13 protein-coding genes, 1 tRNA gene and 1 pseudogene are annotated in these 16074 nt (G+C 64.8%); 10 read left to right on the top strand and 5 right to left on the bottom strand.

Annotation, left to right across the window (positions count from 1 at the left end):
• The first annotated feature begins 70 nt into the window (after nucleotides 1-70).
• From CV103_RS20855 to CV103_RS20875, 4 genes are all read left to right on the top strand, one after another.
• Complete coding sequence (locus CV103_RS20855; RefSeq protein WP_211314438.1) at nucleotides 71-1210, top strand: TraB/TrbI/VirB10 family type IV secretion system protein; 1140 nt, start codon at nucleotides 71-73, stop codon at nucleotides 1208-1210.
• Between the two features lie 3 nt (nucleotides 1211-1213).
• Nucleotides 1214-1456 carry a DUF2274 domain-containing protein gene (locus CV103_RS20860; RefSeq protein WP_107396080.1) on the top strand — a complete coding sequence of 81 codons (243 nt, stop codon included), beginning with the start codon at nucleotides 1214-1216 and terminating at the stop codon, nucleotides 1454-1456.
• A gap of 232 nt (nucleotides 1457-1688) precedes the next feature.
• Nucleotides 1689-2552, top strand: coding sequence for an exonuclease domain-containing protein (locus CV103_RS20870; RefSeq protein WP_107396101.1), 864 nt, complete (start codon nucleotides 1689-1691; stop codon nucleotides 2550-2552).
• A gap of 4 nt (nucleotides 2553-2556) precedes the next feature.
• Nucleotides 2557-2745, top strand: a complete 189-nt coding sequence (locus tag CV103_RS20875; RefSeq protein ID WP_107396102.1) for a DUF2274 domain-containing protein — start codon at nucleotides 2557-2559, stop codon at nucleotides 2743-2745.
• On the opposite strand, the gene CV103_RS20880 is transcribed toward CV103_RS20875, so the two are convergent.
• Together CV103_RS20880 and CV103_RS20885 are read right to left on the bottom strand one after the other, a co-directional pair.
• The gene (locus CV103_RS20880) at nucleotides 2718-3635 is read right to left on the bottom strand and encodes a LysR family transcriptional regulator (protein WP_307719463.1); all 918 of its coding nucleotides are present in this window, start codon (nucleotides 3633-3635) and stop codon (nucleotides 2718-2720) included. The two genes, CV103_RS20875 and CV103_RS20880, sit on opposite strands and share 28 nt — an antisense overlap.
• A gap of 382 nt (nucleotides 3636-4017) precedes the next feature.
• Nucleotides 4018-4092 (bottom strand) — tRNA-Gly (locus tag CV103_RS20885).
• A 210-nt stretch (nucleotides 4093-4302) separates the two neighbouring features.
• On the opposite strand from CV103_RS20885, the gene CV103_RS20890 reads away from it, so the two are divergent.
• Nucleotides 4303-5199 carry a tetratricopeptide repeat protein gene (locus tag CV103_RS20890; protein ID WP_107396082.1) on the top strand — a complete coding sequence of 299 codons (897 nt, stop codon included), beginning with the start codon at nucleotides 4303-4305 and terminating at the stop codon, nucleotides 5197-5199.
• The gene (locus CV103_RS20895) at nucleotides 5196-5843 is read left to right on the top strand and encodes an LON peptidase substrate-binding domain-containing protein (RefSeq protein ID WP_107396083.1); all 648 of its coding nucleotides are present in this window, start codon (nucleotides 5196-5198) and stop codon (nucleotides 5841-5843) included. Before CV103_RS20890 ends, CV103_RS20895 begins: the two co-directional genes overlap by 4 nt.
• Nucleotides 5844-5994: 151 nt before the next feature.
• On the opposite strand, the gene CV103_RS20900 is transcribed toward CV103_RS20895, so the two are convergent.
• Complete coding sequence (locus CV103_RS20900) at nucleotides 5995-6543, bottom strand: hypothetical protein (RefSeq protein ID WP_107396084.1); 549 nt, start codon at nucleotides 6541-6543, stop codon at nucleotides 5995-5997.
• 263 nt (nucleotides 6544-6806) lie between these two features.
• Here CV103_RS20900 and CV103_RS20905 point away from each other — a divergent pair, with 263 nt between their 5' ends.
• Complete coding sequence (locus CV103_RS20905; protein WP_107396103.1) at nucleotides 6807-9722, top strand: TonB-dependent receptor domain-containing protein; 2916 nt, start codon at nucleotides 6807-6809, stop codon at nucleotides 9720-9722.
• Between the two features lie 95 nt (nucleotides 9723-9817).
• Here the strand turns inward: CV103_RS20905 and CV103_RS20910 are convergent, their stop codons facing one another.
• The gene (locus CV103_RS20910; RefSeq protein ID WP_107396085.1) at nucleotides 9818-10921 is read right to left on the bottom strand and encodes a hypothetical protein; all 1104 of its coding nucleotides are present in this window, start codon (nucleotides 10919-10921) and stop codon (nucleotides 9818-9820) included.
• 209 nt (nucleotides 10922-11130) lie between these two features.
• On the opposite strand from CV103_RS20910, the pseudogene CV103_RS23180 reads away from it, so the two are divergent.
• Both CV103_RS23180 and CV103_RS20915 read left to right on the top strand, forming a co-directional pair.
• Nucleotides 11131-11241: pseudogene (locus tag CV103_RS23180) on the top strand (tetratricopeptide repeat protein); the annotation flags it as partial.
• Nucleotides 11242-11337: 96 nt separating this feature from the next.
• Nucleotides 11338-12276, top strand: coding sequence for an aspartyl/asparaginyl beta-hydroxylase domain-containing protein (locus tag CV103_RS20915; RefSeq protein WP_342749184.1), 939 nt, complete (start codon nucleotides 11338-11340; stop codon nucleotides 12274-12276).
• Nucleotides 12277-12325: 49 nt separating this feature from the next.
• Here the strand turns inward: CV103_RS20915 and clpB are convergent, their stop codons facing one another.
• On the bottom strand, nucleotides 12326-14902 hold the full coding sequence (clpB, locus tag CV103_RS20920; protein ID WP_070934993.1) for an ATP-dependent chaperone ClpB: 2577 nt from the start codon (nucleotides 14900-14902) through the stop codon (nucleotides 12326-12328).
• A 199-nt stretch (nucleotides 14903-15101) separates the two neighbouring features.
• On the opposite strand from clpB, the gene CV103_RS20925 reads away from it, so the two are divergent.
• Entirely contained in the window at nucleotides 15102-15998 is an 897-nt protein-coding gene (locus CV103_RS20925) for a LysR family transcriptional regulator (protein ID WP_107396087.1), read from the top strand.
• The last annotated feature ends 76 nt before the right edge of the window (nucleotides 15999-16074 follow it).

The raw sequence follows: 16074 nt of genomic DNA on the forward strand, positions 1-16074 counted from the left end.
CCAGAAAGAGGAAGGGGCAGAGCCTGACGAGGCTCGGCCGCTGACCGGCGAGCCCGCGGCGCCGCCCGCCATGCGTCTGCGCGCCGAGCCGCCGCGCGTCACGCGGCTGTCGCCGAAGGTGCTGGCCGGAATCGGTCTCATCGCTTGCGCCGGCATCGGCGGCGCGCTGATCTACGCGCTCCAGACCCGCGACGACGGCAGCCGAGCGCAGGAGCTCTACTCGACCGAGAACCGCACGACGGCGGATGGCCTTGCCGGGCTGCCGCGCGACTATACCGGTCCGATCCTGGGACAACCGCTGCCCGGCGATCTCGGCCGCCCGATCCTCGACGCACAGAACCGCGGCCAGACCGTCCCGGTGCCCGGAACGGCGGCGCCGGGCCCGGGCATCAGCGCCGAAGAACAGCGGCGGCTCCAGGAGATCGAAGCCGCTCGCACGAGCCGGCTATTTGCTGCGACCGAGACCCGCCCGCCTTCAGCCGCGAGTTCCGATCCCGCATCGTCCAATCAGCCGGTCCTGCCCGACCTCGCCAGTCTGGGCCTGGCGCCGCAGCCGGCGACACCCTCGGCGCAGGAGCGGCAGCTCGCCTTCCTCAATGCGGCGGTCGACCGCCGCACCGTCTCGCCCGACCGCATCGCCGCGCCTGCGTCTCCCTATGTGCTCCAGGCGGGCGCCGTCATCCCGGCGGCCTTGATCACCGGCATCCGCTCCGACCTGCCGGGCCAGATCACCGCGCAGGTGACGGAGAACGTCTATGACAGCCCAACCGGCCGGCTGCTACTCGTGCCCCAGGGCACCCGACTGATCGGCCAGTACGACAACGGCGTCGCTTTCGGCCAAAGGCGCGTGCTCCTCGTCTGGAACCGCCTCATCATGCCGAACGGCCGCTCAATCGTGCTCGAGCGCCAGCCGGGTGCGGACGCTGAAGGCTATGCCGGCCTCGAGGACGGCGTCGACTATCATTGGTGGGACATCGCCAAGGCGGCCGCGCTCTCGACCTTGCTCGGCGTCGGCGCGGAACTTGCCGCCGACGACAATGATCGCCTGATCAGCGCCATTCGCGGCGGCGCGCAGGACACGATCAACGATGCCGGCCAGCAGATCGTTCGGCGCCAGCTCAATGTGGCGCCGACGCTGACCATCCGGCCTGGCTTTCCGGTCCGCGTGGTCGTTACGCGCGACCTTGTCCTCGAACCCTATGGCGGATGATCCATGGCGAAACTGAAACTCGGCCCCATCGCCGACGACCGACCGGTCAAGCTCACCATCGAGCTCCCCGCCGCGGTGCATCGAGACCTCGTCGCCTATGCCGAGGTCCTGGGCCGGGAGACGGGGCAGCCTGTCGGCGAGCCGGCCAAGCTCATCGCCCCAATGGTGGAACGCTTCATGGGGACCGATCGCGCGTTCGCGAAGGCGCGGCGGAAACCTGAGTCGCCATTGGACAGCAAGGGATAGCGTTCTTCGAGCAGCTTAAGGAAATGCGCCAGCGCCGGATTGTCGTTGTCGTCTTGCCAGTAGGCGGCATAGCTGATCCGGCTCGGGCCGTCGCCGTCGCCGTCGCCGTCGCCGTCGCCCGCGCCGCACATCAGGCTGATACGACTGAGAAGGAAGGTCTTATCCTTGAGGCCGGTCCAGCATGTGTATATTTCTCAAGTCACAGGCGGAGAATAGCGAGGGGGACGTGCCAATGAACTTCGTGGCAATAGACGTGGAAACCGCCAATGCAGATATGGCGTCAATCTGCTCTATCGGAGCCGTGAAATTCGAGCGTGGCAAGATTGTCGGCGAATGGTACTCGCTGGTCGATCCGCAAGATTACTTCGACGGCATCAATGTCTCTATCCATGGCATCGACGTGGACATGGTGAGGGGCGCGCCGACCTATGCGGAAGCGTCGCGGACACTTCACGACATGCTTCGGGACGCCGTTGCCGTCACCCATACCCACTTCGACCGGGTCGCCACGCACCAAGCGTCAAACCGATGGGCTGTTGCAGAGCCAACCTGCACATGGCTCGACTCAGCCCGTGTTGCCCGTCGCACCTGGGCGGAGTGCGCCAGCAGCGGCTACGGTCTCGCGGACGTTTGCAGGCTGATCGGATACGAGTTCCAGCACCACCATGCCCTGGAGGATGCGAAGGCGGCCGGACACATCCTTCTGACTGCGATGCAGAAGACCGGCCTCGACCTCGACGGCTGGCTATCCCGGGTTCGGCAGCCCATCGATCCATCCTCCAGTAGCGCTGGCGCTGCTATCCGGCGCGACGGCAACCCGGACGGTCCGCTGTTTGGGGAAGTGATCGTGTTCACCGGGGCGCTTGCGATTCCGCGTCGTGAAGCCGCCGATCTAGCTGCATCGGTAGGGTGCGAGGTTGATTCCGGCGTCACGAAGAAGACGACGCTGTTGGTGGTGGGCGACACCGACGTGCAACGCCTCGCTGGGCACGAGAAGAGTTCCAAACATCGCAAGGCGGAGGAGCTGGCCAGCAAGGGCTTCCCCATCCGCATCATCCGAGAAACGGACTTCCGCGAGCTCGTGGCCCTGGCCTGAGCCCATCGAGCTTCCCGCCGCGGAGCATCGCGACATCGTCGTCTATGCCGAGGTCCTGGGCCGGGAGACGGGCCAGCCTGTTGGTGGGCCGGCCAAGCTGATCGCACCGATGGTGGAACGCTTCGCGGCGACCGATCGCGCGTTCGCGAAGGCGCGGCGAAAACCTCAGTCGCCATTGGACAGCAAGGGATAGCGTTCTTCGAGCAGCTTGAGGAAATGCGCCAGCGCCGGATTGTCGTTGTCGCCTTGCCAGTAGGCGGCGTAGCTGATCCGGCTCGGGCCGTTACCGTCGCGCGCCTCGCGATAGACGACGCCCACATAGCTGGCGCCAATGCATGCCTCGCACATCAGGCTGACGCCGAATCCCGCGCCGACCAGGCTCTTGATGTTCTCGCGGCTGATGTCATGGCTGATGACCTTCGGCCGCTCGCCGGGCGCGGCGAGTTTCGCCAAAAGGATGTCCTGGATCTCCGGTCCCGGATCGCGCTGGCTGAGGAGGAAGGTCTCGTCCTTGAGATCCGTCCAGTAGACGATGTTGTTGCTCGCCAGCCGGTGGCCTTCGGGCAGCGCGACCATGACGCGCTCGCTCCACAGCGGCATGGCCTTCATATTGCGTGCGGTCGGCTCTCCGGTGACGATGGCGACGTCGAGCGTGCCGCGCTCCAGGCCGGCGAACAGGCTCCTCCGCGTTCCCTCGATCGTCTGAATGTCCACCTTCGGGAAGCGGGCCGCGTACTCCATCAGGCTGGCACGAAGATTTCCGGCCGAGAGCGACGTGTAAAACCCGATGGTGAGCTGGCCGGATTCGCCCTTGCCCATGTCTTTGGCGGTCGCCGCCATATGGTCGACGGTTTCGACAAGATGGCGGGAGGTCCGCAGCACTTCGGCGCCGGCGGTCGTCAGGCGCACACCGCCGCTGGTTCGCTCGAACACTTTGACGCCCAGACGGTCTTCCATCTGCCGAATGCAGCGGCTCAGTGTCGACTGCTTGACACCAAGTTCCTCAGCCGCGCGTCTGAAGCTCCTGAAATGAGCAGCGGCGACCGCATAGCGTAGATGTCTCAGTTCGATACCCGCTGCCAGCGATCGGAACTCCTCCTAGCGCTTCCGGCCCCGCCCAGCCTGGCGTCACCGGGAGACTGATGTTCGGCCGATGCGCGACCGTTTCAACGGTATGCCCTAGACACGCCGGAATTGTGTCGCACCCGGACTGCGCAACCGACTCGGATCGTCAGCCGCTGACAGGAGTATAATCCGATGAGTCTCCGAACGCTAATGAGAAGCATTCGCATATGTCGGCGACGGTTGGTTCGCTTGTCAGCAGACCGCCGTCTGCGCGCTACGGCATCCGGCGACTTTCGTCCTGCTGCCTAGATTGCACCTAGATCACAACCGACAGGGGCCGCTCTAAGCAAAAACGGCCCCGAAGGGCCGTCTTCAAGCGCTTGATTTTTCTTTGGAAAATTGGAGCGGGCGAAGGGATTCGAACCCTCGACCCCAACCTTGGCAAGGTTGTGCTCTACCCCTGAGCTACGCCCGCTCTGGCGTTTCGGCCGGGCGTGCCCGGCGGGTGAGGCGCGGCTAATAGCGGAGGGTTTTCGGGTCGGCAACCCCCGTTGTGAAGAAAAATTGCATGGGCGCCGCAAAGGCGCTGCGGGGCTTGGCAGCGGCGCTCCCGCGCCCACATAAGGGGCTTCGGATATAAGCAGCCTGGACTTGAAAATAGGAGCGGCCGGTGGCGACCTTGGGTATGAGCAGCGCGGATCGCGAGGCGATCGAGACGTTCAAGCGGGACGTGATCGAACCGTCGATGACCGCGCTTGTCATCCTCGATTTCTGGGCGGAATGGTGCGGCCCCTGCAAGGCGCTCGGCCCCATCCTGGACAAGGTGGCGCAGGATTATGCCGGCCGCGGCGTGAAGCTGGTCAAGATCGATGTCGACGCCAACAAGCTGATAGCCGCGCAGTTCCGCGTCCAGTCCATTCCCACCGTCTATGCGCTGTTCCAGGGGCAGCTCGTCGCCGATCTCACGCCCGCCCGCACCGAAAGCCAGCTCAAGGGCATGCTGGACCAGATATTGAAGCAGCTGCCGGTCCAGGGCGCGGACGATCTGCTGGCGCAGGATATCGCGCCCCTGGTGGCGATGGGCGAGGAGGTGCTCGATTCGGGCGATGCCGAACGCGCGCTCTCCATCTTCAACCAGGTCGCCGAAATGGCGCCGGAAGATGTGTCCGTCATCGCCGGCCAGGCGCGGGCGCTGATCGCGCTCGGCCGGGGCGCGGAGGCGGAGGCGCTGCTGGCGACGGTGCCCGAGGACAAGGCCAGGGATGCCGGCATCGCGCGCGCCAAGGCCGCACTCCAGCTCGCCCGCGATGCGATGCCGGTCGACGATCTCGGCGGCCTGCGCGCGCGGGCGGCGGCCGATCCGGACGATCATGAGGCGCGCTATGAGCTGGCCGGCGGGTTGATGGCGGCGGGCGACCGCGACGGCGCGGCCGATGCCCTCCTCGAAAGCATCGCCCGCGACCGCACGTGGAACGAAGGCGCCGCGCGCGCGCGCCTGCTCAACCTGTTCGAGGCGGTGGGGCTCGAGGATCCGTGGGTGAGCGCCCAGCGCCGCCGCCTTTCGGCCGTGCTGTTCACATGACCGTGGCGGGCGCGGCGGTTCGCCTGTCGATCTTCCCGCTGGCGGGCGCCCTGCTGTTCCCGCGCGCGCTGCTGCCGCTCCATATCTTCGAGCCGCGCTATCGCGCGCTGGTGAAGGACGCGCTGGCCCGCGATCGCCGGATCGCCATGATCCAGCCGCGCGAGCCCGAAAGGGAAGGGCACCCGCCCGCGCTCTACGACATCGGCTGCGTCGGCCGGATCGCCCATGTCGAGGCGCTGGACGATGGCCGCTTCAACATCGTGCTGGAAGGACAGAGCCGCTTCCGCGTGGCGGCGGAGCTCGATCGCCCCACGCTGTTCCGGCAGATCGAGGCGAGCTTCGACGATTTCGACGACGATGCCGAAAGCGAGCCGCTGGAGCTGATGATCCGCGCCGCGCTGGAACAGGAATCGAAGCGCTTCGCCACCGCGCGCGGCTATGTGGTCGATTGGGACGCGGTGGCGCGGCTGGACGATGAATCGCTGGTCAACGGCATCGCCCAGATCGCGCCCTTCGACGTGGCGGCAAAGCAGGCCCTGCTCGAAAGCCCCACCATTGCCGAGCGCGCGGACCTCCTCATCCAGTTCATGCAGTTCTTCCGCATGCGCGACGAGGATGATGACGGCCGGACGACATTCCAGTGAGCCGTCGGCGGCACACATTTGGGCGATCGGGGCCGGCTAGGCGGCTATAATTCCCCGCCGCAACGCCCATGGGCCGCATCGTCATAGATGCGACCCAGGAATGGAATGCCGCCACGGCCGGCCCGGCTTGTCCAGTTCGTGACGGCGCGCTTCAATTTTCGCGGCGCACGCGGATGGCGGTCTGCCCGTCGATATTGGCGAAATAGCTGCCCAGCGCCGCCTGACGGATCTTGACCGGCATGCCCGGCTTGGGCGCGCGGTTGATGCGCTTGGCTTCCGTCTGCACCCAGCGGGCGCCATCCTCGAGCACGATCACCCAGCGATCCTGCGTTCCCTTCAGCGGGCTCGCCTCCTTGATCGTCGATTCGATCTCCTTGATCTCCTCCTCGCGCGCCTTCTCCTTGTCGTTGCCTTCGAAGATGGTCAGCGCCGGCAGGCTCAGGCCGAACAGCGTCCGCTTGGCCTTGCGCACCTGCCCCTTGTCGACCACGACGACGTCGCTCTGGGCCTCGGCGGTGTCGAGGGCGGCCACCCGTTCGTCATAGCAGGCGAGCCGTTGGGCGGCGTCGGCGATCGATCGGCACTCGATCAACTTGGTGAAGATTTCGGGCCTCCCTTCACGCTGCTCCGCGGCAAGCACGAGTGCTGGTGTGGCCAGGACACAGGTGGCCGCCACCCATCCGCTTGCCGAAAATTTCATCGAAACCTCCCCAAATTGCCGATAAATTGCGCAGCAGCTAGAATGCCATGGCCCGGCCTGCTCGGCCACTGTTGCATTTGTGCGACAGCGAATGGCGAACCGCCATTTTACCTGAACCTCAGCTTTACAAGCGTAAAGCCCATCCGGCATCACCCGAGCCATGCCGGAGGGGGTCGGCTGCGCGTCTGTCGCGCATTGGCTGCCGGACGGTTGGGACATTGGGCCGCGCCACGGCCCGACCACACTCCAGAATAAGGGACTGGATAGTGACCAAAACGCAGAAATTCCTGGGCCGTTCGGCACTGAGCACGGGGGTCATCGGCCTCGCGCTCGTCGCCGCGCCGGCCTTCGCACAGGATGACACCGCCAGCACGGCGGAAGATACCGGCACGATCGTCGTGACCGGCACCCTCATCAAGAATCCGAATCTTACCTCCTCGGCGCCGGTCGCGTTTGTGGGGCAGGAGGAGGTTCGTCTCCGCCAGTCGAACGTCGCCGAAGAAATCCTGCGCGACATGCCGGGCGACGTCGCCAACATCGGCTCCGCCGTCAACAACGGCAACAATGGCGCGTCCTATGTCGACCTTCGCGGTCTGGGATCGAACCGGAACATTGTCCTGCTCGATGGCAACCGCATTGCGCCGTCCAACACCGTTGGCCGGGTTGACCTCAACAACATCCCGCTGGCGCTCATCGAGCGCACGGACATGCTGACCGGCGGCGCTTCCACCACCTACGGCGCCGACGCCATCTCGGGCGTGGTCAACTTCGTGACCCGGAAGGATTTCTCCGGTATCGAAGCCACGGCGGGTACTCGCATGACCGAGGACGGCGACGGCAATTATTTCCATGCCGACATCACCGTAGGCGCTAACCTCGACGACGGTCGCGGTAACGTCGTGTTCAGCATCGGCTACCAGCAATCCGACCCCGTCTATCAGGGCGATCGCAAGTTCTCGAACACGCAGTATGGCTCGTCGGACGGTAAAGCGGGCGGTTCGGACGTTTCTGTCCCCGGCGAGTTCGTTCTCGGCAACTCCCTGATGCAGATCGATCCCACGACCGGAACGCTGGTGCCGGTCTACGCTAAGTATAATTTCAATCCGTATAACGTGTTCCAGACGCCGTTCGAGCGCTTCAACATGTACGGCGCGGCCAACTATGAAGTGGCTGACGGCATTGAGCTTTATACGCGCGGTATGTTCTCGAAGAATACCGTCAAGACGATCATTGCTTCGTCGGGCGTGTTCGACGAAGTTCTGTCGGTTCCGATCAGCAATCCGTATCTTCCGGCCGGCGTCCGCAATCAATACTGCACCGCAGCTGGCATCAGCGCTGCTGACTGCACTGCGGCGGTATCGGCGACGGATCCTAACGATCCTGCGTTCCGCACGCTCGATATCGAAACGCTTCGTCGTATGCCCGAACTCGGGCCGCGTATCAGCGACTACCAGACCACCATGTTTGATTATCGCGCTGGCGTTCGCGGCAACATTACGAACAGCATCACTTTCGATGTCTCTGGTTCGTACGGTGAAAGCACCAACCTGCAGACCATCCAGAACTATGCGCTTCTTTCGCGCGTGAAGCAGGCGCTTGCGGCTACGAATACCACGACCTGCCTTGATGACAGCAATGGCTGCGTGCCGCTGAACATCTTTGGCGCAAATGGCAGCATCACGCCCCAGCAGGCGGCTTTCCTGACGGCGAACAGCACCACCAACAACAAGACGTCGCTGGCCCAGGCTCGGGCGCTCATCAACGGCGATTTCGGTCTGGCGCTGCCTTGGGCGGACGATGCGATCAGCTTCGCCGTGGGTGCGGAATACCGCAAGTATAAGGCCTCGCAGGAATCTGATCTGCTCGCGCAGACCGCGGGTGAACTCGGTGGCGCCGGCGGTGCGGCTCCGAACATTGACGGCGGCTATGACGTCTACGGCGAACTCATCGCGCCGCTGGTCCAGGGCAAGCCGTTCTTCGAGGAACTGACCTTCGAAACGGGCGTGCGTTATTCCAGCTACAATGTCTTCGCTCCGGGCAACCCATCCTACAACACCACCACTTACAAATTTGGCGGTACGTGGGGGCCGGGCGCTGGTCTCAAGATCCGCGGCAACTATCAGCATGCCGTTCGTGCGCCTAACATTGCCGAACTGTTCACGCCCGTCACGACCGGCCTGACGAACCTCGACAACGAGCCCTGCATGGGCACGGCTCCCTTGAGCAATCCGAACCTGGCAGCGGTCTGCCTCGCGCAGGGTGCTCCGGCCAGTTCGATCGGTAGCATTCAGGCGCCTAACTCTGGCCAAGCCAATCAAACCGGCGGCGGCAACCCGAACCTGAAGCCGGAAACGTCCAACAGCTATACTGTTGGTGTGCTGTTCCAGCCGGAGTTCGTGCCGGGCCTGAGCGTGTCGATCGATTATTATAACATCAAGGTGAAGGGTGCGATCACCACTCCGACGCCTGATGACGTTCTGGGGGCCTGCTTCGACAACCTCACCGCGGCAAGCGCCACCGATCCGGTTTGTACTGCGATCCGCCGTAATCCGGGCACCGGCCAGCTCAGCGGCAGCCCTGCAGTCGTTGCTGGTCTGCCGACGCCGCTGTCCAACCTGGGTCGCCTGGCCACGGACGGCATCGATCTGGCGGTAAACTATCGTCGTGATCTTGGTTTTGCCAAGCTGAACCTGTCGTTGAACGGCAATTGGACGGCGCACTCGAAGTTCCAGGCTACCGAAAGCTCTGAAAATCGCGATTGCGTCGGCTATTACAGCGTTAATTGCCTGTCGATTCAGCCCGAGTTCTACTGGAACCAGCGTACAACTCTGAGCTTTGAAAACGTTGATGTGTCGCTGCTGTGGCGGCATATCGATGGCGTCAAGTTTGAACCGGGTCTTGGCACCCGTTACAGCGGCCCGCTGATCGGTGGCCCGCTTGACGGCAAGGAAGTGAATTTCAACCGCATTCCTTCCTACGACTACTTCGATCTTTCGTCCCGTGTCGAGCTGAACGATAATTTCGAATTGACGTTCACCATTTCGAATCTGTTCGACAAGCAGCCGCCGATCGTGGGTAACACCATCGGCTCTACCACCTACAATAGCGGCAACACCTATCCGGCAACTTATGATGCCCTGGGCCGCACTTACTCCATCAGCGGTCGCTTCCGCTTCTAAGCGGTCGATTGGCTGGAAAATTGGGGGCGGATCAGAAAGGTCCGCCCCTTTTTTTACCTATCGTGCTTCGATGTTCCGGCGTAAATTTTGATGGTTCAGCCCAATAGAGGTGCGTCGAGCCTTAAAGAATGGCCCGCGCTCCGGGCGATGGCTTCTGCCCATTGGGCAACTTTGTCGATCTCATCTGCATGGGCCGCCGTCGCATCCCGATATTCGGCGACTCTTGCCTCGATGCTATAATCACTGCCGGTTTTCGAATGCCGGGTGAAAGCGCCTTGCCCCACGATCTCATGGATCGTCCCTTCCTCAAGGGTGAGCCCGTAAAATGCGGAAAGCGCGCGTAGCGCTTCGGCTGGGCTTGCCATCAGCGTTTCGCTATCAAGGCTCCGCACTCGTTCCGGTCCAAATCGTCCGATTAGATCTGCGAAAAGTGCGTGTTGGGTGAGCCAGCCGACAGCAGCGACCTGCAGGTCGGTCTGGCCGAGATAATCATTCTCCGTGAACCCAAAGGGCCTCAAACCATCCATAATATGGCCGAGCAATAGCCTCCGCACCCAAAGCCTTCCGTCCATTCCTTTCTTCGCGACCGAAGTGAGGAAGGTCCGAAGGGGGGCATGGAGCAGCAATGCCCGTGAATTGGGGCGCATGCCCAGCATCGCGGTCGCCAAAATGTTCACGATGTTGGATGGCTTGATGACGATTGCTTCGCCCGGCGAAAATGGGCGGCCCAGCAGCCGCAGCCCATGGTCGAGCGCCATGGCGATCCGCTTCGGCTCGCCGCCTCGGCGGCGCCAGCCCACCAGGTCGTTGAGGAGGACGGGCTCCTTCAGCCCCATCGCGTAACCGGGCCGCTCGAACACCCGGGCCAGCAGGGTCGAACAGCAGAAGGCCGAATGGAAGATATAGTGGATCGGGGCCTCCGCCGGTGCGGCCCCGGCCGCTTCGTCCCGGCGCAGCACCAGCTTGGGCGCCTCCTGTGCCAGATAGTCGTCGGTCAGGAAGGTTGCCCGCTCATGCTCGTCGCGCGGCGTGTGCCGGAAATGGACGGCATCATATTGGGGATCATAGCGGTGGGGGAGCCATTCGGCGTCGCGAACCACATCGAGCGCTGATATCTGCTTGTCGGTCACGCGCAGACTGATCGCACATTGCGCATCGACGCCACAAGCCGGCGAGGCCGCTTGCGCCGCTCCCGCCATCTCATTACTCCTTACATCAGGGTCAATTCCGCCTTGCCAGAGGGGCGTGTCCGTGGGGGACGATGAAACATCAGGATGAACGAGTAGGCCGCCTGCTGCAGGCGGTTGCGAGTGCGCGTCAACAGGGGAACCAAGCCGAGGAACGCCGTCTGATCGATGCCATATTGGCGATCGATCCCGATAATCCGCACGCCAACAACGCCAGGGGAATGGCGGCGCTGGCGGCGCGGGACTTTACCGATGCGGCAAGCCATTTCCGCCGCGCCGCAGAGGCCGATCCGACAGAGCCCGCCCTCTGGATGAATCTGGCGCGGGCCCAGCGCGAGCAGGGTGATGCTGCGGGCGAACGCCAGAGCCTGGATCGTGTATTCGCCATCGATCAGCGCCATTTCATGGGTCGGCTGCGAAGCGCGGAATTGCACGAGCGCCTTGGCGAGACGGCGCATGCGGTCGAGGCGTGGCAGGCGGTGCTCAGCCTCAGTGCCGGCCTCGATCCCGTGCCGCCGGCGCTCGTCGATGTGCTGGCGCATGCGCACGCTTTCGTTGCGGAGCAGACGCAGGCCTTCGCCGAGGAGGTCGAGCAGGGCATGGCCGATGCGCGGGCGGACGTCCCGCCAGCGGCGCTGCGGCGCTTCGATGCCTGCCTCGACAACGCCTTCGGCCGCCGCCGGATCTACCGGAATGAATGCTCCGGCGTGCATTATCCCTTCCTGCCGGCCTACGAATTCTTCGATCGGGATCATTTCCCCTGGCTTGCTGAGCTGGAGGCCAATACCGAAACCATCCGAACCGAATTCGAGGCGCTGCTCGCCCGGTCGCAGCCGATGCGGCCCTATGTCGCGATGGACCGGGGCACGCCGGAGAATAAGTGGACCCCGCTCGACAACTCGCTCGACTGGAGCGCTTATTTCCTTTGGGAATATGGCGTCGCCAATGCGGAGGCGCATGCCCTGTGTCCCCGCACGGTGAAGGTGCTGGAGGCCATTCCCCGGGCCGAGATACCCGGCCGCGGGCCCACCGTCTTCTTCTCCATCCTGCGGCCCCATACCCGGATTCCGGCGCATACGGGCGTCACCAACACCCGCACGATCATCCATCTGCCGCTGATCGTGCCCGAAGGGTGCGGTTTCCGGGTCGGCGGGGAAACGCGGAGCTGGCGGGTCGGCGAGGCTTTTGCGTTCGACGATACGATCGAGCATGAGGCCTGGAACGACAGCGATCAGCTGCGCGCCGTGCTGATCTTCGACGTATGGAATCCATTCATCAGCCCGGCCGAGCGGGATTTGCTCTGCCGCTATTTCGCGCTCGCCGATGCCAGCAGCCGCAATCCGGCCCGCGAACGGGGCGGGATGTGATCGCGACATGAAAAGAGGCGGGTCCGTGTGAACCCGCCTCCCATGCCGCTCAGCCCGTCTTCAGCACCAGGGCGCCATCGCCCTCGTCGATGGTGACGAGCGATCCGTCGCGGATTTCGCCTTTCAGGATCGCGTCGGCCAGCGGGTCCTGCAGATATTTCTGCACCGCCCGCTTCAGCGGCCGGGCGCCATAGACCGGATCGTAGCCGACCCGGCCCAGCCAGGCGCGCGCCGCATCGGTGAGCGAGAGCGCGATCTTGCGGTCCTTCAGCAGCTTCTGGACGCGCGCGACCTGGATGTCGACGATCGGGCCCATATGCTCCTGGCCCAGCCGGTGGAACAGGATGATTTCGTCCAGCCGGTTCAGGAATTCCGGGCGGAAGTGCGCGCGCACCACGTCCATCACCTGCGGTTCCACCGATTCCACGTCCGCGCCATCGGGCAGGCTGGACAGGAACTGGCTGCCCAGGTTGGAGGTGAGGATGATGAGCGTGTTCGAGAAGTCGACCGTGCGGCCCTGGCCGTCGGTCAGCCGCCCGTCGTCGAGCACCTGGAGCAGCACGTTGAACACGTCGTTGTGCGCCTTCTCCACCTCGTCGAACAGCACCACCTGATAGGGGCGCCGGCGCACGGCCTCTGTCAGCACGCCGCCTTCCTCATAGCCGACATAGCCGGGAGGGGCGCCGATCAGGCGGGCGACCGAATGCTTCTCCATGAACTCGCTCATGTCGATGCGGACCATCGCCGAATCGTCGTCGAACAGGAAACCGGCCAGCGCCTTGGTCAGCTCTGTCTTGCCCACGCCCGTCGGGCCGAGGAACAGGAAGGAGCCGAGCGGCCGGTTCGGGTCCTGCAGCCCCGCGCGGCTGCGGCGCACGGCGCGGGCGACGGCGGAAACCGCGTCCTGCTGCCCGATCACGCGCCGGCCCAGCTCCTCCTCCATATGGAGCAGCTTCTCGCGCTCGCCCTCCAGCATCTTGTCGACCGGAATGCCCGTCCAGCGGCTGACGACCGAGGCGATGTCCTCGCTCGTCACCTCCTCGCGCAGCATCGCGCTCTCGGAAGCGGCCTGCGCCTCGCCGAGCTGCTTTTCGAGCTGGGGGATCACGCCGTAGCTGAGCTCGCCGGCTCGCGCGAGGTTGCCGCTGCGCTGCGCCTGGTCCAGCTCGATGCGTGCGGCATCGAGCTGTTCCTTGATCTTGGCCTCGGCGTGGATCTTCTCCTTCTCGGCCTGCCAGCGCGTCGTCAGCTCCGCGGATTGCTGCTCGAGCTGGGCGAGATCATATTCGAGCGCGCCCAGGCGGTCCTTGGAGGCCTGGTCGGTCTCCTTCTTCAGCGCCTCGCGCTCGATCTTGAGCTGGATGATCCGGCGGTCGAGATTCTCGATCTCCTCGGGCTTCGACTCCACCTCCATGCGCAGGCGGCTGGCCGCCTCGTCCATCAGGTCGATCGCCTTGTCGGGCAGGAAGCGATCGGTGATGTAGCGGTTGGAGAGGGTGGCGGCCGATACCAGCGCGCCGTCGGTGATCCGCACGCCGTGGTGCAGCTCATACTTCTCCTTGAGGCCGCGCAGGATGGAGATGGTGTCCTCCACCGTCGGCTCGCCGACGAAGACGGGCTGGAACCGCCGCTGGAGCGCCGGGTCCTTCTCCACATATTTGCGATATTCGTCGAGCGTGGTGGCGCCGATGCAGTGCAGCTCGCCGCGCGCCAGGGCCGGCTTCAGCAGGTTGGAGGCATCCATCGCGCCCTCGGACTTGCCGGCGCCGATCAGCGTGTGCATCTCGTCGATGAACAGGATGATGTCGCCCTCGGCCTGCTTCACCTCGTCGAGCACGCCCTTGAGGCGCTCCTCGAACTCGCCGCGATATTTGGCGCCCGCGATCAGCGATCCCATGTCGAGCGCCATCAGCGTGCGATCCTTCAGCGTATCGGGCACGTCGCCATTGGCGATGCGCAGCGCCAGCCCCTCGGCGATGGCGGTCTTGCCCACGCCGGGCTCGCCGATCAGCACCGGATTGTTCTTGGTGCGGCGGGCGAGGATCTGGATGGTGCGGCGAATCTCCTCATCGCGGCCGATGACCGGATCGAGCTTGCCGTCGCGCGCCGCCTCGGTGAGGTCGCGCGCGAACTTCTTGAGCGCGTCGTAACGGTCCTCGGCGCCGGCGGTGTCGGCGGTGCGGCCCTTGCGGAGCTGGTTGATCGCCTGGTTCAGGCTGTCGGCGTGCACGCCGGCCGCCGCCAGCGCCTTGCCGGCAGCGGTGCTGGAAAGGGCGAGGGCGAGCAGCAGGCGCTCGACGGTGACGAAGCTGTCGCCCGCCTTGGTCGCGATCTGCTCGGCCTGGTCGAGCACGCGGACGGCGTCGTTGGTCAGGCCCGGCGTGGCCTGGGCGCCGCTGCCCGATACGGCGGGAATCCGGGCGAGCGCGGCATCGGTTTCGCGCATCGCGGTTTCGGGCTGGCCGCCGGCGGCGCGGATCAGCCCCGCGGCCATGCCTTGCTCATCCTCCAACAGGGCCTTCAATATATGTTCGGGGGTGATCTGCTGGTGGTTGAGGCGGATCGCCACGGTCTGCGCCGATTGCAGGAAGCCTTTGGCGCGATCGGTGAATTTTTCGAGGTTCATGGTCCCTCCCTTTCGCCGGGCGATATGGTGTGGCTATTTTGCAACACAAGGGGTGCCGCCGCCGAAACGGATATGCCATTGCGGGGCCGCGCGGTTCAACCGGCGGCGGGGCCGAACGATCCCGCCGCGACGCTTTTTGGGGTGCGGCCGGGACAAGGCCGATTCCGCCGGCGGCGGAATTGGGATAGCCTGCCGCGCGATGCTCGATCAGCTCACCCTGGATCAGCTCCGCATCTTCGTGGCGATCGCCGATGCCGGCAGCTTCTCGGCCGCATCGCGCAAGCTGATGCGCGCGCAATCGGCGATCAGCCAGAGCGTGCGATCGCTGGAGGACGCGCTGGGCGTGGCCCTGTTCGACCGCGCCACCCGCATCCAGCAGATGACGGAAGCCGGCCGGTCGATCCTGATCGACGCGCGGCGGATCATCAATCTCGCCGATGCGCTCCGGGTCAGGACGCGGCGGATGGCGGAGGGGCTGGAGCCCGAGCTGGGGCTGGCGATCGATCCCCTGTTCCCGCCGGCGATCGCGATGGACTGCCTTGCCGCGTTCGAACGGCAGTTCCCGACCATCCCGATGACCGTGCTGACCGAAAGCATCGGCGGGCCGGAACGCCATCTGCGCAGCGGGGCGGTGCAGATGGCGATCTATGCGCTGGAGACCACGGGCGCGACCGATCTGCACGCCGATTTCCTGATGGATGTGGAGATGGTGCCGGTCGTCTCCGCCCGGCATCCGCTGGCGGCGCTGCCCGAGCCGGTGGGGCGGGAGGATCTGGAGCAGTTCACCCAGATCGTGCTGACCAGCGGCAGCGGGCAGAGCGGCTGGACCCGCGGCGTGATCAGCCCGAGAATCTGGCGGGTGGCCGACCTGCGCACGCGGCTGGCCTTCCTGATCGCGGGCTTCGGCTGGAGCCACATGCCCGCGCACTTCGTGGCCGCGCCGCTGGCCGAAGGCACGCTGAAGCGGCTGCACCTCCATGGCATCCCCGATTTCTCGCTGCGCGTCTATCTGGTCCAGCAGTTCAGCCGCCCTCCCGGCATCGCCGCGCGCTGGCTGATCGAGCGGCTGAAGCAGGGGATTGCCGAACAGGCCTGATCCATCTGGTTTGCAGATGGGTAGTGTCACAATTACCTCAGTTTGAATGATCGTTTCGCCGATCTATATGGGCCGG

It is taken from the genome of Edaphosphingomonas fennica (genome assembly GCF_003034225.1).
GTDB classification, from domain to species: domain Bacteria; phylum Pseudomonadota; class Alphaproteobacteria; order Sphingomonadales; family Sphingomonadaceae; genus Sphingomonas_E; species Sphingomonas_E fennica.